Here is a 24,449-nt window from a genome sequence, read left to right as displayed (position 1 = left end):
TCTAAGTGATAGCCCGTCATCCAACAAGCCTACAATGATTGAGGAGCCGGCGGCGAGCAAGGTCACGCGCCGCCAATTATTTTCGAGCGGATCAGAGCCATTCAACCTCCGGCGTAAAAACAGAGCCGACTCCGCGCTGGGTCTGAATGACGGCAGGTGAGCTTGGATCGATCTCCAATTTGCGCCGCAGCCGCTGGACACGCACGTCAATCGTCCGGTCGAAGACATCGTCATGCATGCGCGTCGCGTGGAGGAGATACTCGCGGGAGAGCGGTCGCTGCGGCGCGTGGAGGAACGCGTCGAGCAAGGAATACTCAGCCTTTGTAAGCGAGACTGGAACATCGTTGGGATCAACCAGCTGTCGCGTGCGCAAATCGAGTCGCCAGCCGCAAAATCGGCAGCGCCCTCGAGCCCGATCCTCGTCAGGCGTCGTTTGCTCGATTGGCCCACGGCGCAGCACGGCGCGGATGCGCGCCAAAAGTTCGCGAAGACTGAAAGGCTTGGTTAGATAATCGTCGGCGCCCAGCTCCAATCCGACTGCCGGATCAATTGCGCTCGAGCGTTGACCGGTAACGATGATCACGGGGATCTTGGAGTTAGATTTAATCTCGCGCAGCAACTCGAGTCCGTCCTCTCGACCGAGCACTAAATTAAGGATCACTAAGCTCGGTTCCTTCCGCGCGAATTGACGAACCATATCCCCCCGTCCCGAGCACGGAACGGCATTCATATAATTCTCTTCGAGATAAGTGACGATCATCTGGCGCATAGCGGCATCGTCATCGATAACAAGAATATGCCTCGACTGCTCGCTTTCTTCGTTCATGTCCTGATCCCGTCCGTCCAACCTGACGGCCGTTTACGACCACAAGGGCCGAGAGATCCTGTCAGAGGCTTCGGCGCGTACGACCAATATGATGATGGAATTAAGCGACGCCTGCTCTGCGCCAACGGCTCTGAATTTCTCATTTCTTGCTGCGCGAATCCCCAAAAGCAGGCCTGTATGCGCACTCGATAGCGAGGGCGGAGCGGCGAGGCCGCCCTGCCCTTGCGTCTTAGACCGATCGTGAACCGTTTATTTCGCGGCAGCCTCGATCGCGTTGGCCAGACCGTCTGGGTCGGTGAGGAACGGCGTGTGGCCGGTCGGTAGGGTGTACTCTATCGCGGTGTGCACGTAGACCTTGTCCACACGGCCGAAGCGAGCGGCGGTCACGTGCACTGGGGTAGCCAGCGGGGCAAGAGGCTCATCCAGAATCAGATCCGGGATCGCCTTTCGCAACGCGTCGGGACCGCCATTGGCGAATAGATCGGCGCGGGCCGAGTATTCGATGGAGGCGATGCCCTTTTCCTTCTCGATCTGCAGGTGGGGGCCGATCTTGGCGTCTGCATCCTTGTTGGCCATCGACACGAGGGAGTCGCCATCCTGCGGCAAGTAGGCGGCGACGAACACCAGGGTCTTCACCTTGCTTGGGTCCTTTTGCGCAACGTCAGCGATGACGATGCCGCCGAAGCTGTGGCCGACCACGACGGCGGGACGATGGAACTTGCGCAGCGCCTTGATCACGGTGTCGCGGTAGAGGTCGAGGCTGACCTTGTCCGGCGCCGCGGGCGCGCCCGGACGGCCCGGAAGATCGACGGCCACGACCTTATAGCCATCAGCTTGAAGCTTGGCGGCGACGTGACCCCAAACCTGGGCGTTTTCGAAGGCGCCATGGACCAGGACGATGGGAGGCTTTTCTGCGGCCATCGCGCTGGCGCCGAATGCAAAGACGGAAGCGGCGACCGCGGAGAGAAGAAGTTTCATTTTGGGGGGTCCTTGAGTTGGAAAGGCATCAACGCCGATGCCACGAGTTAAAAATAGACTTTGGAGAGCATTGGCGGCCGCGGCCTTCCGATTCTGATGGATCGTCCGGCTAATCCTTTGTTCGAGGGGGTTTAACCGCGCCGGGCGACCGCGGCGCCGCGGCCGCCTACGCGTCCAAGAAGGTCCGGACATGGCTGACGAAAGCCTCGTGGTGCTGAAAGAGAGCGCCGTGCCCGGAGTCGGGATAGAGGATGAGCTGAGCGTTGCTCAGAGCTTTGAACATCGCGTAGGCGTTATCCGCCGGCAGCATGGTGTCGTTGCTGCCGCTGGCCACAAGGACGGGCTGCGTGATCGCGCGCAGAATGGCGTGCTCGGGATCGGGCGTGGCGCACCAGGTGATCAGCGCCTTGGCCTGCGGATCGGTCACGGCCTTGCCGCTGTCGGCGTCGCGATCTTCGGTGCGGGCCTTCGCCCGCTTCAGGAACGCTAGACCCGCCGCTTGGCTGGCGGAAGATCTTGTGAAGAACAGCGGCAGCCGGATATCCGGCGCCTCAGTGTGTGAGAAAGCCTCCTGGAGCACCGCCAGCAGATGCTCTTCGCCGCCTCTCGGAGCAGTGCCGACGAGGATCACCTTGCGGACCAGAGGTCCGTGCTCGGCGGCAATGATCTGAGCGACGAAGCCGCCGAGGGAAAACCCCAGCAGGTCGACTTTGGAGAGGCCGAGCAGATTGATAAAGGTGACTGCATCGCGGGCCATCGCGGCGACATTGTCGGGGGTTTGGCCTGTCGAGCGGCCGACGCCGGCGTTGTCGAAAACGATCATAGGACGATCGGCGGCCAGGGCGTTCACGACGGCGGGGTCCCACGCATCGATGTTGCCCGAGAAGTGCTGCAGCAGAACCAGCGGCGTTCCGGTCGATGGCCCGAGTTGGCGATAGGCGAAGCGGATCCCGCCGCCTTCGACGTAACGGGTGGGCGTTGTTTCAAGCGCGGCGCGCTCGCCTCCCATGGTTCCGAGCTCAGATATTTTAGTTATTTGCGTCATCTGCGCCTTCCCGTCGTTAAGTAAAGCTTCGTCTTCGTGGTTTGTTTAGATTTTATTGGCGTCAATGCTGATGCTGTGAGCTGAAAATTAGCGTTGACGAGCGTTGGCTGCCGCGGCCTCCGGATTACATGATGCCCCGTCCGATTCTTTCTTTCGTTTGAAGGGGAGGACCTAACGGCGATGGGATAGCGAACCATCTGTCGCCAGCGCCGATCGCTTCCGCGCTGTCTCGCGTTAGATCGATCATGCGGCCGGCCCGGCCTGTCGAACGCAATGATGGCGACGACTGCAAGATCCCATGCGTCGACGTCGCCGGAGAAATGCCGCAGCGGCGCCAGAAGCGTTCCGTTCCGCGGCCCCAACCGTTGGCAGTCGAGTCGGATCCCGTCATCGTCGAGCGTCGCACTGTTTCCAGCTGCGCGCTCTCATCTTTTGTCTCTATCGGTGAAGTCACTTAGATCGCGACCGGATCGCAATGACGCTTAGCATCTTGGAGTTAGGCTCGAACATTTCGGATAATCGCCAGCAATTGGTCATATACGCGCGGCAGCGCCGCAAGTCCCCAGCACTTCGGTCCCGAGACCCAGCTCATGACTGACGGAAATCGCCTTGCCGTTCAGCGTTGCTCCAAAGCCCCTTCTAAGCGGCGTTGCGATATGGTTTGGGTGGGGGTATTCCTAATTTAAATCCGGCACAGAATGGGTAGGCGCCGGAATTGCCCGAGCCGGAAACTAATGGATGTCGCTTTGAAAACCCATGACAGCAACGACGAAGTTCGTGCTCCCACGTCCGATTTTCAACCATCGAACGATCTGCTGTCAGACATACTCAGGTTTGTGCAGCTAAGTGGGGAACGGGTTTTCACGACCGAACTTGGGACAGATTTCAATGTGCGGTTTCAACCTAGCTCCGCCTGCATCCATGTGATTCAGGAAGGCGTGATTGACATCGAAGTCGAGGGACGATCACCGCTAAGCCTTTCGGCGGGAGATGTCGCGGTTTTGCCGCACCCGGCAAGATACGCGCTCACCGACGGAGTTAACCGCAAGTCGGAAACGGAGACAGCGCTCGAAGTCGACTCCTTTGGAGTGCAGGCGTCTATTCTCAGACACGGCAGCGGAGCGATAACCGCGCGCACAATCAGCGCCACATTCAAGTTCGAGAATAAAGGCGGGGTGGCGCCGCTGCTCAACCTTTTGCCGGAAATTATCCACATAGCCAGGGACGCCGATCAGTCTGCTCTCCTCATCAGGGACGTTGCCCATTTTCTTCTTGTAGAAGCTACGATGCAGGAGCCCGGAGTGGCTTTGATGGTTTCCCGCCTCATCGATATCTTGATCATCCGCTGCATTCGGACATGGGCGAAATCGCTCGGAACCAGACAAGGCTGGGTCGGCGCGCTTGCAGACGCACGCGTGAGCCGAGCCGTAGCGGCGCTTCACCGCGACCCCACAAGGAACTGGTCAGTCGAGGAGCTGGCGTCTATTGCCGGCATGTCCCGTTCCCGGTTCGCCGAACTCTTTATGGAGACTGTCGGCGAAACGCCGCTGCGCTATCTGCATCGTTTGCGCCTTGCAACGGCCTCGGATCGGTTGCGAAGCTCAAACCTCACGGTGAAGGAGATTGCCCATTCTATCGGCTACAGATCCGAGGCGGCATTCAGTCGAGCTTTCAAAGCGATGTTTGGAACGGCGCCTCGAGAAGCGCGCAATAGTTAGTTAAATCGCTGGGTCTCGTTTGGCTCAAGCGAGTTCGAAGCCGTCGAGAGCAATCTCATTGGGCTGCGCTCTCAACAACGCCCTGTTCCAGATACCCTAGGATTGCGCGGAAAATCCGTCCCTCGAGGTCAGCGTCCGCCGGCTCGCCGCGTGCGCCGGCGCCATCTGTCATTCCCCTGGTAATTGCCATAATGTCGAGAGCCGCCGTGCTAACGACGTCCGGCGACACAAGCCCCGAACGGCCAAGCACGTCAATTACGGCCGGGAACACGATATCGGCCACACGTTTGTCGCGGGCGGGATTGGGCAACCGCCGCTCCTCGATATCGAGCAGTCGCGCCAATTTGGGGCGCCGGAGCTGCTGAGTAACGGCCACACGTATCATCGTTGCAAGGGCCTGGCGCCAGTCGGGATCAGCAGCGGCCTGCTCAATGCTCGCCAAAACGCCGGCCGTTTCTCGCTCGATCAGAGCAATGGTGATGGCGTCCTTTCCTGGGAAATATTGGTACAGCGATCCTATGCTGACGCCAGCCCGCCTTGCGATGGCATTCGTCGTATATCCCTCGAATCCGGCGTCCTCCAATATGCGAGCTGCCGCTTCCACAATGACATCGACAGTGGAGACCGCGCGCGCCTGAGTCGCCTGTTTTCTTGGGCTTAGCTGGGTTCGAGGGGGTTTTTGCGACATCGGGAAAATGCGAGTTTCAGATATAAGCAAGAGCGCATATCATCATTTTATGATGATGAACATCAATATGTTAAAGCGCTCATGTCCGCCATTGATCCTGACATCGCAGCCTCGCGGCTTTGCGCCGACACTGAAAAGATAGCAGCCTGCATAGATCATCCAGATCCTGCCAGCGACCTTGTCGCGGTCATAAAATGGGTGCGGGGCATGAGCCGCTGCGCAAGCGAAGAATTACGCGCTGCGCTCATAGAAGAATATTCAACGGTAGGATGGGTTGCAAAGGAAGAAGGGCCGGAAGCAATAGAGGGATCATATTGGATCCACGGTGCGATCGACGGCGCGTATTGCTTTCCGCAAGGGCTCCCACTCTGCTCAAATTCGCTGACCTCGGTCAACGGTCGCGCGATGCTCGGCCCAATTCACGATCCATTCCCACGCGCGCCCTTCCGACTGCACATGAATTGCGAGCTTGCCGCAACGTCAGATGCGGTTCTGTTTCGCTCGCTACGATCCGCTATGCATTCGCGCAACGCGGAACCTTTCTAGACATCTTGGACCACGCCGTTCCGCCACCCTCTGGGGCGTCGCTTCACAGGATTGGTTTTGGCGACGATCAGTTGAATCAACAGGAGAATACCAAATGCAAAATCTTATGCTCTCAGCCATCGCTCTTCTTGCCGGCGCAGCCTTCTCCGCCTCGGCCCGCGCAGCCGAACTCCCCAAGGGGGCGGCCCACAACATCGTGTTGGTCCATGGAGCGTTCGTCGACCAGACGAGCTGGAAGCCGGTGGCCGACATCCTGACCAAGAAGGGTTACAACGTGACTCTCGTTGAGAACCCGTTGACGTCGCTGGCCGCCGACGTTGACGCCACCAAGAAGGCGCTCGCCGCTCAAACGGGACGGACCGTACTCGTAGGCCATTCGTGGGCCGGCGTCGTGATCACCGAAGCGGGAAACGATCCCAAGGTCTCGGCGCTTGTCTACGTTTCCGCTTTTGCTCCAGACGTCGGAGAGTCGCTCGCATCGCTTTCAAAGGCCGGTCCCGCTACTGAGGGCACGAGCGCCATCCACCCGGACGAAAAGGGTAATCTCTATATCGACCCCAAAGTCTTTCCATCGGCCGTCGCAGCAGATCTTCCGATCAATATCGCTGAGGCTCTGGCAAACTCCCAGCTGCCGCTGAACCATACCGCCTTTGAGGCCCCGGTCGACGTGGCTGCGTGGCGCGACAAGCCGACGTTCTATGTTCTTACCACCAAGGACAAGGTGATCGCGCCCGAGGCTCAAAAGATGTTCGCCGCCCGCATGAAGGCGAAGGTCACGGATGTGAACGGCAGCCACGCGTCGCTCGTTGTTCACGCAGGGGAAGTCGCCGCAGTGATTGAGAAGGCCGCCTTGGTGGATTGAGCGATGGGCCTCCCGGCGATCAATTCCGGGAGGCTATCTCATGGGTCGCTGGGCCGTTTTAAAAGTGTGAGGTAAATGGAATGCCTGTCTATCATGTCGAAGGGGTTGCCGGGATGCTCACTGCGTCCCAACGCGCTGAGATTGCTGAAGCGATCACCGTCCATCATATCGAAGCTACAGGTGCTCCCCGCGAATTCGTCCACGTTATATTCTTGGATATTCCCGCGGGCCGCCATTTCACGGCGGGTAAAGAGGATATCGAAAGGGTGCTGATCACCGGCCTGATCAGATCCGGGCGATCAATCGATATTAAGCAAATCCTGCTTCGGAAAATTAGCGCGAGCTTTTCGCGCATCACAGGAAAAGCGGAAATTGAACTCGTGCTCGGCGTGACTGAAATAGATCCGAACACGGCCATGGAATACGGCCTCATCCTGCCTAAGCCCGGCGCCGAAGCCGAATGGTTCTCCACTAACAAAAAGGCTCTGGGCGGCATCGAAGGAAAAGGCATCTAGCTTCGCTGTTGCAATTGACCGAGACGTTAGTCGTCGGCTATTGCCCCGCATGTCGCCTTTAGGCGACCGCCGCCATGTCCTGTCGCCACTGTCTAAGGCGGCCCATCCCCTCGATCGAGCATAGAATATCCGAGGCAAGACATGCACCCCGCCGGTCGCGCGCGTCAGAGACGCTAGCATCCCCCAGCGCACGACCATCAGCCTTGTGTGCCAGGGGCTCGGAAAGGCGGCGAAGGCTTTCGAAAGCCTAACGGGTGCCCCTGCGGACCAACCCTTGCAGGTTTTGGCCGAGGCAATCGAACTTCGCGGCGGCAGCATCGACCCTCAGACCGACTAGGCTGGACCCGGAGCGCCTCAATAGAGAAGCGGAAGCCGCGGGCGGCGTAAGTCGGGTGCTGATGCGGTAACCGAGCCCCGGCGCTTGGTTGGCGAAGACGTCCTGAAGGACTCCAACAAAGGGGGTCTCGGCATGACCTCAAATGCCGATATCCAACAGGAACGCTACCGGGTTTTTGAACCCGAGACTGCACGACAGCGCGCCAGCCTCTATATTCAGAACCATGCTCACCGATCGCGACGCCAAGCTGTATGATAACGCATGGCGGTGAGGCACGTGGCAATATCGTCAAGGCCGACCTCGGCGCCAACGTGAAGAATCTAAGTGATTCCTTCACGAGCTTCTTGCAGGCTTTTGGCGCTCCGCTGGTTCCGGTGGCGATTTCGGCGCTGCAATCGGTCTCTGGGCCACAAATTAAATATGACCGACGTAGTTATCCATCCCTCCGCGTTTAAGCTCGTGGGCGAGGCGCCGCCCGGGCGCCCACGCCGCCAAATCCCCAACCACGGCGATGGCCCCGATGGCGCTCGGGGCCAATCGCAACGCCCAGCAGCCTGACGGCGGCTGGCGCGATTGGCATTAGGTCGGCGATCATCGGATTGGCGGCCCTGAACTGTAATTCCGTTTCAGCGGGGTTGGCCGGCGTTCGCAAGTCGCGCCGGCTTCAGCCAGTCTTACAAAATAGTTGCTTCCGCAATAATATTGTCACGTATGTATCCTAATGGTTCACCGCCTGGGGGTAAGCGGAAGTAGACATTTTTGGAGTAGTTATGCAGTCTAACCCTCATGCCGGCAGAACGTGGCGGTTCACCGCTGCGTTGTGCGCGCTGTCGACGTTCGCGTCGAGCACCACCGGCTATGCGGCCGGCACAGACGCCGCGGCCTCGTTGGAAACCAAAAGCCCGATTAAACACGTCGTCATCCTGATCGGCGAAAATCGCGGTCTTGATCATACATTCGGCGTCTACAAGCCGAAGGGCAAAGGCCAGACGATTTCGAACCTTCTATCCAAGGGCATCGTCAAGGAAAACGGCCAACCGGGGCCTAATTTCGCCTTGGCTCAGCAGTTCTCGGTTCGGCCACAGAATGTTTACTACATCGGCGCGCCGACGGCCTCTAAGACCCCTTACGGCGCGTCCAATCTGATGCCTCAACCGAACACCCGTTCGGCGCCGACTGCGCAGACGACCACTGCGCAGCAAGACGGACCGTTCAACTCAATCGCCTTAGCCGCCGTTGAGGCGGATGTCGAAAAGGACGATCTTAGTCTGCTGACGACAGGCGCGACGGGTCTCCCGAACGGTGTGTTGGATACGCGCATTCCCGGAGCCGGCACGTTGAATGGACCCTACGTGCTGCTTGGGGCCAACATTAGCGACGATGATTACACCGGCGACACGAAGCACGAGTTCTTTCCGAACCGGCAACAGCAGGATTGCAAACTCTCCTCGGTGACCAAGGACAATACGTCGGGCTGCCTCAACGATCTGTTCCCCTTCGTGATGGCGACCTTTTCCGCGACGGATAAGAGCGAAGGCAATTCAATGGGATTCCTCGACGCCGAGGAAGAACAGGCTTCGCTGCTGAAGGCTCTCGCGGACCGGTTCACCCTCCTTGATAACATGCATCAATCGATGCCCGGCGGCACCGCCATCAATCACGAAATGCTTGGCACCGGCGATGACGTCTTCTGGACCGATGGCAAAGGCAATCCGACCACGCCGCCAGCGTCGCTCATCGCCAACCCTAATCCTGTCCGGGGGACCGTCAATCAATACATTTCTGATCAACGGTTCGCCAATTGTTCGGACGTAACCCAGCCGGGCATCAAGCCGATTATCGATTACCTCAATGTTCTTCCCTACGACGCCGAGCCAAATTGTCAGGAAAATCACTATTATATGGTGAACAACACCAACCCTGGCTTTCTCCCGAATGGCGCGCTGTCCGGCGGCAACAACCTTCCGCCTTCGCCACTCAGAACTATTGGCGATGAGCTGAACGAAAAGAAGATTTCCTGGGGTTATTTCGGGGGGTCTTTCAATGACGCGGTCATCCTCTCAAACGACGCTGTCGCCGCTAATCCGACGAACCCCGATTTCGCTGCCGCCGCCATCGCGGACCCCGCGCATGCAGTTGGCGCCACATACTGCCTGATCTGCAATCCATTCTTGTATGCAACATCGATCATGGTTAATCCCGCGGTCAGGATGGAGCATATCAAAGACACCGTTGATCTGATCGCCGACATCAATAACGATACGCTGCCGTCGGTCTCGTTTGGCAAGCCAGACAGCATTCTTGACGGTCATCCGGAGACCTCCAAGATCGATCTCTTCGAGGCCTATACCCAGAAAATTCTCGATGCTCTCGACGCCAATCCGAAGCTGAAGGCCACGACAGCCGTGTTCATCACTTGGGATGAAGCTGGCGGATATTGGGACTCCGGCTTCATCCAGACGATAGACTTCTTCGGCGACGGACCTCGCATTCCGCTGCTGATCCTCTCGCCCTATACAACCGGCGGCATGGTCAACCACACCTATTCCGACCATGTATCGATCCTGAAGTTCATTGAGCGCAACTGGAAGCTCCAGCCGCTGACGGATCGCAGCCGCGACAACCTGCCCAATCCGACGGCCACGAAGGGAAATCCTTACGTTCCGACCAATAGCCCGGCGATTGGCGATTTGTTCGACGCTTTCGACTTCACCGCCGCGCCGAACAATCAGCCTTACACCGAATAAGGCGCGCGATTTAAATCTGATGTGATGGCACCCTTAAACCGTCCGGTTTGAGGGCGTCTTTTTTTGCGAAGCTTGAGCTTCTGCCACGTCGATTTGTCGGCGAAGCGTCGGATCTCCCTCTCTTATGAGATCGTCCGGCGCTGGGTGAATAATTTTGGGCCGAAGATGGCGGCGGATTTGCGCCGAGGCCGGCCAAAGCGCCCTGCGACCTCGCATCTCGACAAGGTCTATCTCAGGATCATACGCCTTTGCACCGCATAGGCCGGTCACGCCGATCTGCGGTCTTACGCTGCCGCATTACGTGATCTTAGCCTTGCAGGGCGCCATGATCGCTGACGAGAGCGCAACTACGCGCGGCGAACTTGCCCGTCATTTTTTTCAATTTCAGGTTCGGTCGTCATGGTCGCGGGGGACAGAATAGTCGTAATGGAGTCCCGCTCGTTCCGAACTCATGATATTTTGATTCGGACCGTGGTTGGTCCCGGCGTAGGCGACGGCCTGGCCGAACTCACGGCCTGAAACGCGGCCGATGGAGCGTTCGAGGCAGCCGGTCCCGCGCAATGGCTCGTTCGGACAATTTGGCCTCTTCCGAGCCGCACCAAGCCAGAGCGGGGCGGCGCGAAAAAAATATGCGCGGACGTTTGCGTTTGCCGGGGTTGGGCCTATCCTCATTTTCGCAGCCTTGGAGCCGCATATGTGCACATCCTCGAATCAATCGATGAGAATTGCGCTTTTGTTGACAGCCATCGCCATGGCGTCGGCCCTATTTCCGGCGTCGGTTTATGCGGGCTCCGGCCACGCCCGCGTTAATCACTCTGACGAAGCGGGAGTTGCCGTCCTCGTCAACATCGACAAAACAAATCAAAAAATGACAGTTTTTTTGGATGGGGCGGAAGCATATGAATGGCCGGTTTCAACTGGCCGAGAGGGATATTCAACTCCATCAGGAACCTATACCGCCACCTCTATGAACGAAATTTGGCATAGCAAAGAGTGGGACAACGCCGCGATGCCCCATTCCATTTTCTTTATGAAAGACGGTCATGCCATCCACGGCAGCTTAGACGTAAAGAATCTTGGCAAACCGGTCTCGCATGGCTGCGTGCGCATCTCGCCCAGGGATGCCGCCACACTTTATGCGCTGGTGAAGGCGAATGGCCTAGGGAATACGCAGGTGGTGGTCACCGGCGTTAGCCCGGGCGGCGAGTATGGCGTCTCCGCGGGTCAGGCAAATCCGCGCCCGGGCTTTTTCGGGTTTCTCTTTACGCCGTAAGGAGCCGAGCGAGCATAAGCAAAGTTAGCGTTTATACCTCTCCTCAGCGGGAATGGCTTTCCCCTGAAAAGTGATCCTCCGTGAAGGCCTAACGGAGGTTGCGTATTATCGGCGGCGCAAGGAATATGGCGGACTGAAGCGCGGCCAGCCTCAAGCGGCTCAAGGAGCTTGCGGCTGAGAACGCCCGGCTTCGCAAGGCGGTCTCGGTCGCCGCGTCTGCGTCGAGCAGGCCATTAGCTGCGCTCGTTTCGCCGGGAAGCGGATCGGCGAAGTAAGCCAGGATGACGCCTGCATCGTCGATGCGAACGACCTCGGCACTTGGCTGCCTTTCACCGCCGCGCCGGACATAACCGAATCGGAGAATCCGTTCATCGCTTCCTCGCAGCGGACGACCCGTTGTGAGACGACAGGCGACGCAACGCCCTAGCCCAGCGCTTGCGCAACGCACTGAGTTCGAAGCCTTCGTATGTCACCCCGCTGGGGCGACGAGGACCTGTTGACGGATAGGATTCCCATCGTGGCAAGGATCTGATTCAAGGTCGCTTTGGCAAGGAGGCGGGCTTGATTCGGGGATTGATGAGCGATGAGGAATGGGCCTGTTTTGAGCCCTTCGTGACGGTTCGCGGTGCACATAGCGGGCGACGGCCGAAGGACCACCGTCTTGTTCTCGATGGAATTTTCTGGATCGCCCGCACCGGGGCGCAGCGGCGGAATCTGCACGAACATTTCGGCAAGTGGTCGTCGGTCTACCGGCAGTTCCGGCGCTGGACGCTCGCCGGATTATGGGAACTCTTTCTAGACGCCCTGAACGAGACCGAGGGCGTCGGCGAGAGCGTTCAGATGATCGACTCGACCGTTGTCCGGGCGCATCACTGCGCAGCCGGCGCTAAAGGGGGACTCCGCCGGGAAGGGATGGACGCCCTTGATAAGCGTCTCGGTTATGGAAGGCGCGCGATAACCTTCCGCATAGAGCCCGTAGATCTCAAAGCCTTGGATTGGCGTGATGCCGATGGTGAGCTTCGGCGACAGATGCGACCCGCCGGTATGTAGGCTTCCGCCTTGCAGACTATAGTCGTCATAGCGCAGGGCGCCGATGATCCTTAGCCAGCCATTGTAGCCCGCCTGATCCTGAACGAAGGCGCCCGAGAGCCGCCTCGATCCAGACGGCGTGAGCGCCGAGATAAATCCTCCCGCATCGTCGAACGTGCTAACGTGATCCCACGCGCTGTCGCCGCCATAGGTCAGTTCGTGGCTGAACGGTCCCGTCAAGAAGCGGGACGTATGGTGAACGTCGAAACCGACCGTCGACATGGAATCCGCGAGCGGATCGCCGGGGACCACTCCTAAGGCGCTGTAGGTCGCGTCCGGGGTGATTGACGTTTGTCTGTTCTCGGTGGTTGTGTAATAGACCTTGGCGCTTAAATCGACCAATGGCAGATCGGGCCTGCTGAATGTGGCGCCCAGCGTGAAATTATTGGTCGTAACGTAGTCGCCTCAGCGGGCGCCTACATCGCTCGTCCCGTTGTTGGCGAAATTATAATCCTGCGTCATTGCGGTGAAGATGATCTGCTGGCCGTCGATGGGACGGAAGTTGAGTTTGAACAGACCGCCCGCGAGCGTGCTTCCGGTGTCCGCGATCTTCGTATCGAGGCCGTCATAATAGGAAGCGATGCCGCGATAGACGAATTGCCCATAGAGATCGGCGATGGTCCCGAGCCGGGCGGCGCCTGACGTGCTGGTCAGAATTTCCTGGCCGTTCGAGCCTAGGCCCGTCGTCTGCGACGCGCCATAATTCTGAGCGGGGCTGAGGACGTCATCGACCCCTCTCGTCGTGTAATAAACAACTCCGCCGATCGCGCCTGACCCATAGACGTTCGACACCGGTCCGCGGGTGACGTCGGCCCGGCCAACGAAAGCCGGATCGAGATAATAGGTTCCGTTAGCGTTATGGCCTGAGATCTGATAGTCTTGCCGCGCGCCGTCGAGCAGAATGTTGACGCGCCCAAAATCTTGCAACCCGCGAATGTTGACCGATTGCCCCGGATCGTTTTGACTTTCCCGCGTGGTGACGCCCGGAATGTCCTGCAACACTCCGGACATTTTCGAGGGCTGCAAAATATCGATCTGCGATGTGTCGACAACGCTAGATGCGGCGAGAGCGTTGATCACCTCTTCGTTTGTTTTCGTCGACGTCACCGTTATCTGATCGAGAGAAATTACGCTGCTCAGACCCGGATTCTGCGTCGCCGCCTGCGACGCAGAATCGGGCGCCGAAGCTGCGGGTTCAGGGGGATTTGATCCTTGAGGCGAGCTCGGCACCGTTTGTCCTCGAACCGGCGCTATGGCGAAAAAAGTCGCGACGGTCACCACGGCCGCGCTCGTGCGACTGACATGATCCAGCCTCTTGAAAGTGTGAGACGCTGGCTGGCTTGCGACGAGGTTGTTTTCGCTGGCTGGCTTGCTTATGTATTGAATCGATAATAGGAAACAATAATCATGTAAATCGAAAATTTGTTCAATGTAGTTATTCTAATTACAATCTGAGATCGCCTAACGCTAGTTAATTAGACTTGGGCACGGAATAAAACGGGGATGTCTTCCAACCCATTCGTTGGAAAAGCGATTATCGCCTGACGGCTCCATGGCGGCCTCCTTCAGCTTGTTCTTTACGGATCGCCGGTAACGGCTCAAACTCAGATTTTCGGGTAAGCTTGCACTGCTTTTTTTGCGATGACTTTCTCTTGCTTGCGGGTGACTATGTCGCTCCGCCGCAAGACGACGTGATAAGCAATTCCGCCGCTGCGCTAATCGCGGTAGCGAACGATTGCGTCGCCCAGCGCCTTCCTTAACGGATCTAGCCAGGGATCATAGTTCCGCCACTGGGAGATTCCCTCACGGAAGAGCGGCTGGCGCACCTGTTCTGAGCTGGGGGTGTTTATCGCGCGCTGGCTGCGGTGAAACGCCAGACATGCCGGGTCGTATTCGAGTCCGCAATAGGCAAGAATCCGGCGCACGCTGGCGCCGAGGTCCTCGACCAGGTCCTCGTAGCTGACCCGAAGCACCCGCCCCGGCAGGACGCGATCCCAGTGACGCATCAACTCCAGATACGTCCGGTAATACCGTGCGATCTCCTCGATTCCGTAGCAGAACTCCTGTCCTCTCGCATAGAGCTGCTTTAGGTTGCTGACGCAGCAGGCCATCGGCTCGCGTCGAATATCGATGATCGTTGCATTCGGCAGCATCAGGTGGATCAAGCCGATGTGCCGGAAGTTGTTCGGCATCTTGTCGATGAAACGCGGCCGCCCGCGTCGATAGACACGGGTCTCGTCCAGGTAGCGGTCCCCGAGGCGCTCGAATAGGAGTGGATCGAGGTCCCGCAGCAGGTCCGGGTAGCGCGCACCGCGGCCGTTTGATCCCTGTCCTTGGAATTCCGAAATGATGCGAGGGATGTCGTGCAATTCCTGCGTGCCGTCGACGTCCGGGTGCGAGGCCAGGATCTGTTCGAGCAGCGTCGAGCCCGAACGTGGTAGCCCAACGATGAAGATCGGGTCGCGAGCCGCTGCGCCGGCGCCGGTGCGGGCGGCGAAGAATTCCTCGCTGCATACCTCGAGAAGGCGGCGGGCGGCGCCTTCAATCGCCTCAGGACGGTAGCCGCTCTTCGCCCGCATCAGCGAATTGCCGCGCTCGTAAAATGCCCAGGACCCACCGTAGTCGCCTCGATCTTCCAGCGCCTTTCCGAGCGCGAAGCAAAGGTGTGCGCGATCCGGTAGTCCCGGGCGAGATAGCGCCTCAAGGCCCCGCATGCGCGCGACTTCGTCGTCGCTGAAACGATAGGTCTTCAGGTTGGCGAGGCTCCAGTAAGCATCGCCGATGTCGGCCTGGCCGCTGGTTGCGTCTCGGTAGGCCTGCACGGCCTCATTGTTCCGGCCCAGCGCTTTCAGCGAGTGGCCCAACACGATCCGCAGGTGATTGCGCTGCGGCGTCTGCGAGAGCAGCTCGCTGAAGATTGGGATCGCCTCGTCGTGGCGTCCGAGGCCCGCGAGTATGGTGGCGCGAAAAAATCGGGCCTCGGGGTCAGACGGCGCGGTCCGCAGCCGGTGCTCGACTTGCTCCAGCGCCGCCGGATATTTCTGGCGCTCTATTAGAATGCTGACGTAATCGAACCGCGCGTCAGCGTAACCCGGCGCAGCGTCGACCACCTCGCGAAAAAGCTCCTCGGCCCGATCCGCCGCGCCGCGCCGTTGCGCGACCCGCCCAAGCAGGCGCAGCGCCTCGACATGCCTTCCCTCTCTGATGATGTGACTTGTCAGAAGATTTTCCACCGCAGCAAGCTCGCCGTCGCAGAATTGGCCGCCCGCCTCGACGATCGCGGGCGGCAGCTCCTGCAGCTTCGCTAGGCGCTGCTCCGCGACGCTCGCCCTCTGCGGCTCGCCGGCCGCGCTCAGCAGTCGCTCCAGCATCCCCCAACTCGGCGCCAGGGCCGGATTGAGCGCGACCGCGCGTTCGAAAGACGCGATGGCGGACGAGGGGTCGCCCAGCGCCGCGAGGCAATGACCCCGCTCTTGAAAAAGGAGGCTGTAGTTCGGATGCGCCCGCTCAAACGCGTCTAGCGTCGCGAGCGCATCCTTCGCCTGACCGAGCAGCCGCTGGTTTAGCGCCGTCCAATACAGCGCGGCCCGTTGCGACGGGGCGCGCTGCAGCAGCGCGCTGGCGGCCGCCAGCGCCTCGGCGTGCCGACGACCCCGCGTGAGTTCGTCGATGCGGCGCAACTCGCTGGCGGCGGGGTCCGCCTCGGATTCGCAATGATGAAGCTCAATCACAGTTCCTTAGCTTTAGCTTCATCACTCCGCAATGACAAATTTCTATGCAGATCACGCAATATTGCACCTGGGGGACTTAATCCGATGAACAGTACCGATCGCCGTCAATTCCTGCAAATGCTGGGAACCGGCGCCATGGCCAGCACGCTCGACTCCAGCGTCGCGAAGGCGCTTGCGATCCCGGCCAACAACCCGCACGGGCACCATCAAGGACGTCGAGCATATCGTGATCTTGATGCAAGAGAACCGTCCGTTCGACCATCACTTCGGCACGCTGCGCGGGGTGCGCGGCTTTGCCGATCCGCGCGCGGTCCAGATCAATCTGCCGCTTCAGTCGGGCGGCGCCGTCAAGGCCTCGGTGTTCCTGCAGCCGGCGGGCGCCGGCTTCGGCGTGCCGGCCAATTCCGGCAATCTCGGCGGCCCGGCGAATAGCGTTCCCGTGATCCCGCCCTTCCGTATCGATCCCTCGAAAATCAGCCCCGGGCTCACGACCCTCGGCTTCACCTACATCGGCGGAACCGACCACAGTTGGGAAGGCACGCACCTCGCCTGGAACCTTGGGCAATATGACAACTGGGCGATCCAGAAGGGCCCGCTGGCGATGGGCTATTTCACGCGCGACGACATTCCCTATCACTACGCGCTGGCCGACGCCTTCACTGTGCTCGACAACTACTATAGCTCGATCATGGGCCCGACCAATCCCAATCGCTATTACCTGTGGACCGGCTCCGTCGGAAACGTCAACTATCTCGGCGCGAAGGGCACGGACGGCTTCGGCTCGGGCCCGATCACCGACAACGGCCTTAGCCCCCTCGGCCATTATCTGGCGTGGGAGACGTTGCCCGAGGTGCTGGACAAGGCGGGCGTGACCTGGCGGATCTATCAGGACTCGAAGGCGCCACCTTCGCGCCGGACTTCGGCGACGGGTCGCCCGCCAACAATTTCGACGGCAACTTCACGGACAATTCGCTGCTCTATTTCGCCCAATACGCGGCGGCGCGCACCGGAACCTCGCTCTTCGACAACGCCTGCACCGGGACGCAGATAACCTCCACCCAACCTCCAGCGAGCGCGCCGGCCCCGGCGTGGGAGGCTTGGGCCGAAAGCCTGCTCCAACCTTTCAAGGAAGACGTGAAGAAGGGCACGCTGCCCCAGGTCACCTGGTTGGTCGCGCCGGCCGGATACAGCGAGCACGCCTCCTTCCCCAACAATTATGGCGCCTGGTACATCTCTCAGGTGCTCAACATCCTAGTGTCGAAGCCCGACTTGTTCAGCAAGACGGTCTTCATCGTCAACTATGACGAAGCCGACGGCAGCTTCGACCACCTCGTTCAGCCCTCGCCGCCGGCGACGTCCTCGTTCCCCGCTGCGCCCGACCTCGGCGCGTCGACGGTCGACTACAGCCTCGAAATCGTCACGACCTCGACGCCGAACGGCCCGATCGGTCTCGGCAGCCGCGTGCCGTGCCTCGTGATCTCGCCTTGGAGCAAGGGCGGCTATGTGAACTCGCAGGTCTTCGATCATACCTCGGTGATCCAGTTCATCGAGAAGCGTTTCGGGGTCCACGAGCGCAACCTCTCGCCCTGGCGCCGCGCCGTCTGCGGCGACCTGACGTCCGTGTTCAACTTCAAGAACCCGAACGACAAGACGGTCGATCTAGGCTCAGGACCTATTAAATTTGCCTGAGATGTGATTCCTGGTCTCCGCATGGGGAGGCTGGGATGAGTGATTTGTTTTTGTTGGGCGAGCGGCAGATGGCGCGGCTTGCGCCGCATTTTCCTCTGTCGCATGGCGTTCCGCGGGTTGACGACCGTCGGGTGGTCAGCGGAATCGTCTATGTGATCCGCAACGGCCTGCAATGGAAAGATGCGCCCAAGGATTACGGGCCGCACAAGACGCTTTACAATCGCTTCATCCGCTGGAGCCGGCTCGGCGTCTTCGACCGCATATTCGCCGCGCTCGCTGGCGAAGGTCCAAAGCCCGAGCGCATCATGATCGACGCCACGCATCTGAAGGCGCATCGCACAGCGGCGAGCCTGCTCAAAAAGGGGCTCTTCCCCGCCGTATCGGGCGCACGAAAGGCGGACTGAACTCGAAGCTCCACGTCGTTTGCGACGGCGCCGGCAAGCCCCTCGTCATGTTGCTCTCGGAGGGCCAGATGAGCGACCACAAGGGCGCGCGGCTGATGCTCAAGGCTTTACCGCCCGCTTCAATGTTGATCGCCGACAGGGGCTACGACAGCAACTGGTTCCGCGCCGCGCTGAAGGCCAGGGGCGTCGAGCCCTGCATCCCGCCAACCAGAAGCCGCAAGCTTCCCATTGCCTATGACAAGACGCTCTACCGCCAGCGTCACAAAATCGAGAACATGTTCGCCAAGCTCAAGGACTGGCGGCGCATCGCAACCCGCTATGATCGATGCGCCCACACCTTCTTCTCCGCCATCTGCATCGCAGCCGCCGTCCTCTTCTATCTCAATCAATGAGTCCTGAGCCTAGATCTACCGTCCACCACGCACTTCCTGCCTTCGATCGGAGAGCTTTCCGGCGCCGTCAATCCGCCGAACGTCAATCTTACGGCGAACAACGTGATCATCGGCGTTCCGCCGCAGGAAAAGGGCGTCCGCCCGGCGCGCGCCTTGCCCTACGAGCTGGACGTCTACAGCGCGGTCCGGGCTTTCACCAACACGGTCGAACTGCGCTTCGTCAACAGCGGCAGCGCGGGTGCAGTGTTCCAAGTGCGCTCTGGCAAAACCACCGATCCGGTCCGGACCTACACGGTCGAGGCCGGCAAGCAGCTGTCGGGAAGCTGGACGGTCTCTGGCTCATACGACCTGACCGTCTACGGCCCGAACGGGTTCACGCGCCACTTTAAGGGCAGCGTTGGCTCGGGCGCCGTGGCGGTCGATGCCCATTCCGAACGCGAACACGGATTCGACGACAACGGCTCGTTCTCACTGTCGGTCCGGAATGCTGGCGCGCGGATCGCTAGCGTGACCTTGCTTGATGCGTACACGGGCGAGAAGGCCCACCGCGTGCTTCCTCCGGAGGGGCATGGCGACTTCCAGCTGCCGCTTGACCGTTTCGAAGGCTGGTACGACGTGGTCGTCACGGTCGCGGAGGACCCGAGCTTCCAGCGTCGCCTGGCCGGCCATGTCGAGACCGGACGCGACAGCATGTCGGATCCGGCGATGGGCGGTCTGGTGACCCTGAAGGCCTGAGAACAGGCGCTTCGTCGCGCAAGCCCTTGAGAAGAGAGGAACGGCCGTGCCTGTAGGCACGGCCGTCCTTGAGATGCTGCACAACAAGCGCTAAGCGAATTCAAGCCGCGCTAATTAAATGGACTTGGGGTGGTTGAACTCGATAAGCGCAAGTAAATCACGCCAGCAGCCGCTCTAGCTTGGTATCGTAGCCGGGGAAGTCCAGTTCCCGACGCTGCTACGTCTGGAGCCGCAGGAGGTTCTGCATTCCAGCCAGAACGACGATGACTTGGCAGCCCGAACTATCCTGCTGACGTCGGGCTCGGCCCGAAGGAAGGTAGATGGTGCCGGCGGAGAGGATCGAACTCCCGACCTTCGGTTTACAAAACCGCTGCACTACCGCTGTGCTACGCCGGCCCTATGAACACCGATTCCGGTGCCCGTTCGGTATTTGATCGGATCGCGCGAACCTTAAGCGCATGATCCAACTCGCTTTTTTACCCCAGACCCTCCGATTGCAAATGAGTTGCTCTAAATCGGCTATGCGCTCGTCAATTGCTCGCTGAGCTACCAGCGTCAAAAGGGTTTTGCAACTGCCGCGACGCATTTCTGGGCGGCTTCTTGTTTCTTTCGCCGCAGCGCAGGTTTTTGCGTCGCGATGCCGCGGCGGTTTTCGCGGTTTTCGCGGTTTTGCTGCGATGCTGTCCGCCGCCTGCAGGGCTGCACACGGTCCCGTAAGCCAGATCGACGCCAACGCCATGGCCGCAGACGCAAGAAGCCCGCCGGCGGCCCGGACGCTCAAGGCCTGGAGAATTTGCGAGTCTGGTCGATCGTGACGCTAATGGCCGTGGCCCATCTCAGGGCGAATCCTTAGCGGCACGAGCACGCAGGCCCCCAAGAGTTGCGCTTTGGCGAACAATGACCGGCCTCCGACCGCGACCTCTAGGCCCCCTTCCCCCGGGCAACGACGCCAGTGCGCCATCGCTCTGGAAATCATTCAACCATGAGCGCCATGCGCGTGACCCAAATGACGATCCTCTACTTCCGCCATCTTTTTTGACAGCTCCTCGGGCGTGAGTATCTGCTTCTGAAACAGGATGTTGGCAAAGGCGACTATCCATCGTTCGTAGTAAGTCAGCTTACCAATAATTTCGGACCCGAGACTCTCGACCCCGCGGCGCTTTTCTTCAGTGCTGATGATCTTGTGAATGTCGAGAAGAACGGATAACGCGTGACAGCGCTTTTCCCAGGGCGCATATTCGTGCTCCACACGTTGGATAGGGCCGCCCTCCAGGCCGCCCATTTCGGTCGGAAGCCATTTCAGCAGGTTTTCTGAGTCGGTCATTTGGATTTGTGCTCCGTCTCCGGAATGCTGGCTTTCACGACGCCGATCATGGCGTCGCGCGTGACTAAGGCGGCGAGCCTCTCCTCGCTCCAACCGTCGGTTCCCTCCGGCCGCTGCGGCAACACCAGAAAACGCACCATGGCTGTCGAATCGCTAACGCGGATTTCTACGTCGTCTGGAATTATCGTGCCGAACTCGGCCAAGACAGCACGAGGCTCGAAAACCGCTCTCGCACGATATGGTTTCAGCTTGTACCAGTCCGGCGGCAGTTCGAGAATTTCCCGCGGGTAGCAAGAGCAGAGCGTGCAAACAACCATGTTGTGCACCTTGTCCGTATTCTCGAGCACCATGAGTTGAGTGTCCTCAAAAAAGTCGATGCCGAGCGCTTCGCAGGCCGCGCGGCCATCTGCGAGCAAAAGCGCGCGAAATTCCAGATCAACCCAAGCGCGCGCCACTATTTTCGCGCCAAGCGCCGGCGCACGGGAGTCCATTACTTCGAGCATTCGCCGGATCTCCCCCGGTCCAATCACTTGCTTATCTACAAGCAATTCCCGAATGGCGGTCTCCATGATCTCATAGTAGTTTAGTGAATCGCTTGCATCCGGGGCCGGCGTATGGTCATGCTCGTGGGCCTTCATCTTTCAGTTCCTTTCCAACCAAGTCTCGAAGACTTCAATACGCAACCCGTCCTTCGGGGAGCCGATATATTTCGGCCATAGGTCCTTTAGCGGGATGGCGATACGGTAGTAGTGGCGTTTGACTCCTGCGTTTAGGCCGAAGCCTTCATCCTCGTTATTTACAGCGGCCGGTTTGATTACAGATTCCACAAAGCCGCGCTTGCCTCGAATATAGTTCGGCACGCGGAAATGGCCGATGGGAAACCGCACCGAGACTTTGACCGCATCGCCCGCTTTAAAAAGCGGCTCGTTACCTTCCGCGTTCACAACGCTCGGCGGCGGCTTTTGCGCGCGACCTAATCCTTCTGACATGAGCCTTCCTCCGTCGCTGCATCCCGCATGGGGCGATGCAAATCCAATTCTGGTCCAATCTGGATCCAAGCGACTCCCCTGGCAAGCTGGGCCCATCGCCATTGGCGAAAGATAGACGCGTCCATAGTCGCCTCCTTCGCTCGCTAAAAAAGGCGATTGTTCTCCCGCAAGCAACAGTCCCTGCCGCAGGACCCTGCGCGGTTTATCCACAAATCGGTTTGCTGGACCGCCCTTCGCCCCGCCAGATAACATCGCCTAGATCGAACCGGTCGCCGTTGGCGCCTATAAGAAGCGACCGCTGACTTGCGATCTAAAGGTTTTGCGTACCGCCCGATCTTTTCGGATGACGCATTCCGCCGCGCGAACGGGCATCCGCCAATATTACGTCGCTGGCCTTTTCGCTGATCATGAAAATCGGGATCGTAATAAAATAGCCGGGAATTCGCGGAAACACCGAAGCATCCACCACGCGCAGATTGCGCGTGCCGAAAACCTTGAACTCGCTGTCGACCACCGCCATGCGGTCCGCGCTCGTCCCCATCCGGTTGCTGCATGACGCATGATGGCCCCACGCTTCATTCTTCACAAAAGTGGCGATTTCGTCTGCGCTTTGCACCGCCGGTCCCGGCGCCAGCTCAGATGAGGCATAATCCGGGATCTCGGCATTTAGCCGCCTGATCAGTTGAATTGCATTCACGACCGACGCAAGGTCCTCACCGGACTGATCGCTGCCTTCCTGGAAATAATGGAAATCGATCTGCGGCGCGTCGCGCGGATCGTTCGATCGAAGCATTACGGTCCCGGCGCGGTTCTGAGTATGAGCTTTAAGCACTGCCCAGCTGAGCCGTGCGGGGTTGAACAAGTCCTTCTGCCACCCCGGATAGTAGCCGCGGAACTGTCCACCCGCGAGGAAGATCACTAGATCGCGATCCAGCCGGGAAGGGTCGGATTTACGAATGCCAGCAAGCGGCACTCCGTTGGTCGTATAGATCCCCTTGCCTTGTTGCAAGGCCGCCAAACAGGGGTCCGCGGCAGACCTGGGGACGCATTTGTCAAACACCGTGAGCGGATCTTTAAGTTGCGTCACCACCGAGGCTTCGTAACGATCCATCATGCCCGTCCCCACTCCCGGGAGTTCGATCCGCGTCGGAATGCCAAAGTTGGACAACTCCTCGGCGGAGCCAATTCCAGATAACTTCAGGATTTGCGGACTGTTGAAGACGCCCGCCGCAATGATGACCTCACGGGCAGCCCGGACTTCGTTTGTCTGCGGCATCGGCACGGTCGGGTCGGCCAGCGGAGAGGCGCGATACAAGTGGGCCCCCTGCATGTATTCGACTCCGGTCGCCGTCTCGTCATTCATGAGAATGCGCGTCGCCAGGCAATTGGTCATGATGGTAAGATTGGGATACGCCGCCGCCGTTTTTAGAATGTGATCCTGGATGCTCCACCGCACTCCATTCTTCCTGGACATCGGTAAACTATAAAGCCCCTCCCGGTCGCTCTGCGTCGCGGCGTAATCATTGGGATCCAGCTTGTTATGAAGAAAACCATTCACGTCTCCGGATTTGCCCATCACGCGCTCTGCTGCATGCAGCATCGCCTTAAACTGCGGGTCGTCATAGAATATCCGAGGATCAGGCAGTTCGGTTGGTTGCCAGCCGTTAAACCCATGACGCGTGGCATCCGCCGTCCCGAAGTGCGGCGCCGCGTAACGACATTGTTCCAGGCGCTGGAAATAGTTGCGCATCAAATCAGGCGACCAGCTTTTATCGCCTGTGAGCTCAACGATGTGCTGCCAGTCTGAGTTGCTGGGATACATCATGAACAGCACATTGTGTATTGCGCAACCGCCGATTGCGCTCGCGCGCGGATATAGAACTCCTCCTCTAGCGGCGACGTATTTGCTGTCCTTTTGTTGTTGCGCGTCATCCGAGTAATGGCGGACGAAGTACTCCCAAGCGACCTTCGGCGCCGCCGTCACATCCGCATTAAACGCGGGAACCTCTATCAGCTTCTGGACGTCGGGATCGCGGGGCGAGCCGCCGGCTTCCATCAAGCAGACGCTATATCCGGCCTTGGCCAGATTGCAGGCCAAAGGGCCGCCCCCGGGACCCGAACCAACCACAATATAATCGAATGTTTTAGTCTTAGCCTCAGCCAAGAACGCATTAGAGGATAACGCCGCAACGCCCGCGCTCGCCGCTGTCAACCCTTTTAATAACTCCCGCCTTGTCGTCATGGCGACGCGCCTCGTTTTTCATATTCGGGCGGCCGGGCTTGGCCGTCGCCGTTCACTTTCGCCGCCGCGGTAAAATGCCGTAAGCGCTCGTAGTTCATTTATGCAGGTTTCTATCGGCCGATCCAGGCTTACTCTCAAGCTGCTGAGGCATCGAAGGGTCATAGCCACGCAAGGCAACCGCCTCGCCGCAGAATTGTCGCCAAGCCTCCGAAAGAGCGCGCGCCAGCCCCAAAATGCTGACCCCGCTCGGGCATTGCGCGGAATATTGAGCTAAGATACCGATGGATTAACGCTTACGGGCGAGTACCCGCTGAGCGAA

At 59.3% G+C, this 24,449-nt stretch carries 21 protein-coding genes, 1 tRNA gene and 4 pseudogenes; 14 read left to right on the top strand and 12 right to left on the bottom strand.

Annotated elements, in window-relative coordinates; genetic code table 11:
• Nucleotides 1-91: 91 nt before the first annotated feature.
• The 3 genes from WDN46_11325 to WDN46_11315 all read right to left on the bottom strand — a co-directional run bounded on the left by WDN46_11325 (nt 92) and on the right by WDN46_11315 (nt 2,849).
• Nucleotides 92-826: a response regulator gene (locus WDN46_11325; protein MEJ0093994.1), complete on the bottom strand. Its 735-nt coding sequence runs from the start codon at nt 824-826 to the stop codon at nt 92-94.
• 249 nt (nt 827-1,075) lie between these two features.
• Complete coding sequence (locus WDN46_11320; protein ID MEJ0093993.1) at nt 1,076-1,804, bottom strand: alpha/beta hydrolase; 729 nt, start codon at nt 1,802-1,804, stop codon at nt 1,076-1,078.
• 166 nt (nt 1,805-1,970) lie between these two features.
• On the bottom strand, nt 1,971-2,849 hold the full coding sequence (locus tag WDN46_11315) for an alpha/beta hydrolase (GenBank protein MEJ0093992.1): 879 nt from the start codon (nt 2,847-2,849) through the stop codon (nt 1,971-1,973).
• Between the two features lie 746 nt (nt 2,850-3,595).
• Here WDN46_11315 and WDN46_11310 point away from each other — a divergent pair.
• A complete protein-coding gene (locus WDN46_11310; protein ID MEJ0093991.1) occupies nt 3,596-4,567 on the top strand; it encodes an AraC family transcriptional regulator in 972 nt (323 codons plus the stop codon).
• A 55-nt stretch (nt 4,568-4,622) separates the two neighbouring features.
• Here WDN46_11310 and WDN46_11305 read toward each other — a convergent pair whose 3' ends face one another.
• On the bottom strand, nt 4,623-5,171 hold the full coding sequence (locus tag WDN46_11305; protein MEJ0093990.1) for a TetR/AcrR family transcriptional regulator: 549 nt from the start codon (nt 5,169-5,171) through the stop codon (nt 4,623-4,625).
• Between the two features lie 724 nt (nt 5,172-5,895).
• Here WDN46_11305 and WDN46_11300 point away from each other — a divergent pair.
• The 8 genes and pseudogenes from WDN46_11300 (at nt 5,896) to WDN46_11265 (ending at nt 12,444) form a co-directional block, all read left to right on the top strand.
• Nucleotides 5,896-6,663, top strand: coding sequence for an alpha/beta hydrolase (locus WDN46_11300; GenBank protein ID MEJ0093989.1), 768 nt, complete (start codon nt 5,896-5,898; stop codon nt 6,661-6,663).
• A gap of 80 nt (nt 6,664-6,743) precedes the next feature.
• Nucleotides 6,744-7,178: a tautomerase family protein gene (locus WDN46_11295; protein ID MEJ0093988.1), complete on the top strand. Its 435-nt coding sequence runs from the start codon at nt 6,744-6,746 to the stop codon at nt 7,176-7,178.
• Between the two features lie 588 nt (nt 7,179-7,766).
• A complete protein-coding gene (locus WDN46_11290; protein ID MEJ0093987.1) occupies nt 7,767-7,970 on the top strand; it encodes a hypothetical protein in 204 nt (67 codons plus the stop codon).
• 315 nt (nt 7,971-8,285) lie between these two features.
• Entirely contained in the window at nt 8,286-10,262 is a 1,977-nt protein-coding gene (locus WDN46_11285; GenBank protein MEJ0093986.1) for an alkaline phosphatase family protein, read from the top strand.
• Between the two features lie 72 nt (nt 10,263-10,334).
• Nucleotides 10,335-10,523, top strand: a complete 189-nt coding sequence (locus WDN46_11280) for a hypothetical protein (protein MEJ0093985.1) — start codon at nt 10,335-10,337, stop codon at nt 10,521-10,523.
• A gap of 457 nt (nt 10,524-10,980) precedes the next feature.
• Nucleotides 10,981-11,535, top strand: coding sequence for a L,D-transpeptidase (locus WDN46_11275; protein MEJ0093984.1), 555 nt, complete (start codon nt 10,981-10,983; stop codon nt 11,533-11,535).
• Between the two features lie 85 nt (nt 11,536-11,620).
• Nucleotides 11,621-11,738, top strand: a pseudogene (locus WDN46_11270) (IS3 family transposase).
• Between the two features lie 373 nt (nt 11,739-12,111).
• A pseudogene (locus WDN46_11265) lies at nt 12,112-12,444 on the top strand (transposase).
• Here WDN46_11265 and WDN46_11260 read toward each other — a convergent pair.
• From WDN46_11260 to WDN46_11250, 3 genes and pseudogenes are all read right to left on the bottom strand, one after another.
• A pseudogene (locus WDN46_11260) lies at nt 12,331-13,008 on the bottom strand (TonB-dependent receptor). The pseudogenes WDN46_11265 and WDN46_11260 sit on opposite strands and share 114 nt — an antisense overlap.
• A gap of 21 nt (nt 13,009-13,029) precedes the next feature.
• Complete coding sequence (locus WDN46_11255; GenBank protein ID MEJ0093983.1) at nt 13,030-13,731, bottom strand: TonB-dependent receptor plug domain-containing protein; 702 nt, start codon at nt 13,729-13,731, stop codon at nt 13,030-13,032.
• 608 nt (nt 13,732-14,339) lie between these two features.
• Entirely contained in the window at nt 14,340-16,355 is a 2,016-nt protein-coding gene (locus tag WDN46_11250; protein MEJ0093982.1) for a tetratricopeptide repeat protein, read from the bottom strand.
• 172 nt (nt 16,356-16,527) lie between these two features.
• Between WDN46_11250 and WDN46_11245 the strand changes: the two genes are divergently transcribed.
• From WDN46_11245 to WDN46_11225, 5 genes and pseudogenes are all read left to right on the top strand, one after another.
• A complete protein-coding gene (locus WDN46_11245) occupies nt 16,528-17,406 on the top strand; it encodes an alkaline phosphatase family protein (GenBank protein ID MEJ0093981.1) in 879 nt (292 codons plus the stop codon).
• Complete coding sequence (locus tag WDN46_11240; protein ID MEJ0093980.1) at nt 17,328-18,044, top strand: alkaline phosphatase family protein; 717 nt, start codon at nt 17,328-17,330, stop codon at nt 18,042-18,044. Before WDN46_11245 ends, WDN46_11240 begins: the two co-directional genes overlap by 79 nt.
• Before the next feature lie 35 nt (nt 18,045-18,079).
• A pseudogene (locus WDN46_11235) lies at nt 18,080-18,250 on the top strand (transposase).
• Complete coding sequence (locus tag WDN46_11230) at nt 18,217-18,840, top strand: IS5 family transposase (protein ID MEJ0093979.1); 624 nt, start codon at nt 18,217-18,219, stop codon at nt 18,838-18,840. The pseudogene WDN46_11235 and the gene WDN46_11230 overlap by 34 nt, the downstream one beginning before the upstream one ends.
• Before the next feature lie 102 nt (nt 18,841-18,942).
• Nucleotides 18,943-19,575: a phospholipase domain-containing protein gene (locus WDN46_11225; protein MEJ0093978.1), complete on the top strand. Its 633-nt coding sequence runs from the start codon at nt 18,943-18,945 to the stop codon at nt 19,573-19,575.
• A gap of 321 nt (nt 19,576-19,896) precedes the next feature.
• Here WDN46_11225 and WDN46_11220 read toward each other — a convergent pair.
• The 5 genes from WDN46_11220 to WDN46_11200 form a co-directional block, all read right to left on the bottom strand.
• A tRNA-Thr gene (locus WDN46_11220) sits at nt 19,897-19,971 on the bottom strand.
• Nucleotides 19,972-20,551: 580 nt separating this feature from the next.
• The gene (locus WDN46_11215) at nt 20,552-20,899 is read right to left on the bottom strand and encodes a nitrile hydratase (protein ID MEJ0093977.1); all 348 of its coding nucleotides are present in this window, start codon (nt 20,897-20,899) and stop codon (nt 20,552-20,554) included.
• On the bottom strand, nt 20,896-21,537 hold the full coding sequence (locus tag WDN46_11210; GenBank protein ID MEJ0093976.1) for a nitrile hydratase subunit alpha: 642 nt from the start codon (nt 21,535-21,537) through the stop codon (nt 20,896-20,898). Before WDN46_11210 ends, WDN46_11215 begins: the two co-directional genes overlap by 4 nt.
• Before the next feature lie 3 nt (nt 21,538-21,540).
• The gene (locus WDN46_11205; protein MEJ0093975.1) at nt 21,541-21,888 is read right to left on the bottom strand and encodes an SH3-like domain-containing protein; all 348 of its coding nucleotides are present in this window, start codon (nt 21,886-21,888) and stop codon (nt 21,541-21,543) included.
• A 310-nt stretch (nt 21,889-22,198) separates the two neighbouring features.
• On the bottom strand, nt 22,199-24,130 hold the full coding sequence (locus tag WDN46_11200; GenBank protein MEJ0093974.1) for a GMC oxidoreductase: 1,932 nt from the start codon (nt 24,128-24,130) through the stop codon (nt 22,199-22,201).
• Nucleotides 24,131-24,449: the final 319 nt, after the last annotated feature.

Origin of the sequence: Methylocella sp., from assembly GCA_037200525.1 — a bacterium.
In the GTDB taxonomy this organism is placed as follows: Bacteria; Pseudomonadota; Alphaproteobacteria; order Rhizobiales; family Beijerinckiaceae; genus Methylocapsa.
This window is presented reverse-complemented; position numbering and strand designations above follow the sequence as displayed.

Excerpts from the sequence above, each read along its gene's own strand:
- WDN46_11295 (MEJ0093988.1), top strand. The coding sequence starts at position 6,744 with ATGCCTGTCTATCATGTCGAAGGGGTTGCCGGGATGCTCACTGCGTCC.
- WDN46_11315 (MEJ0093992.1), bottom strand. The coding sequence starts at position 2,849 with ATGACGCAAATAACTAAAATATCTGAGCTCGGAACCATGGGAGGCGAG.
- WDN46_11215 (MEJ0093977.1), bottom strand. The coding sequence starts at position 20,899 with ATGACCGACTCAGAAAACCTGCTGAAATGGCTTCCGACCGAAATGGGC.
- WDN46_11205 (MEJ0093975.1), bottom strand. The coding sequence starts at position 21,888 with ATGTCAGAAGGATTAGGTCGCGCGCAAAAGCCGCCGCCGAGCGTTGTG.
- WDN46_11325 (MEJ0093994.1), bottom strand. The coding sequence starts at position 826 with ATGAACGAAGAAAGCGAGCAGTCGAGGCATATTCTTGTTATCGATGAC.
- WDN46_11290 (MEJ0093987.1), top strand. The coding sequence starts at position 7,767 with ATGATAACGCATGGCGGTGAGGCACGTGGCAATATCGTCAAGGCCGAC.
- WDN46_11200 (MEJ0093974.1), bottom strand. The coding sequence starts at position 24,130 with ATGACGACAAGGCGGGAGTTATTAAAAGGGTTGACAGCGGCGAGCGCG.
- WDN46_11275 (MEJ0093984.1), top strand. The coding sequence starts at position 10,981 with ATGAGAATTGCGCTTTTGTTGACAGCCATCGCCATGGCGTCGGCCCTA.
- WDN46_11210 (MEJ0093976.1), bottom strand. The coding sequence starts at position 21,537 with ATGAAGGCCCACGAGCATGACCATACGCCGGCCCCGGATGCAAGCGAT.
- WDN46_11300 (MEJ0093989.1), top strand. The coding sequence starts at position 5,896 with ATGCAAAATCTTATGCTCTCAGCCATCGCTCTTCTTGCCGGCGCAGCC.
- WDN46_11320 (MEJ0093993.1), bottom strand. The coding sequence starts at position 1,804 with ATGAAACTTCTTCTCTCCGCGGTCGCCGCTTCCGTCTTTGCATTCGGC.
- WDN46_11285 (MEJ0093986.1), top strand. The coding sequence starts at position 8,286 with ATGCAGTCTAACCCTCATGCCGGCAGAACGTGGCGGTTCACCGCTGCG.
- WDN46_11230 (MEJ0093979.1), top strand. The coding sequence starts at position 18,217 with ATGGAAAGATGCGCCCAAGGATTACGGGCCGCACAAGACGCTTTACAA.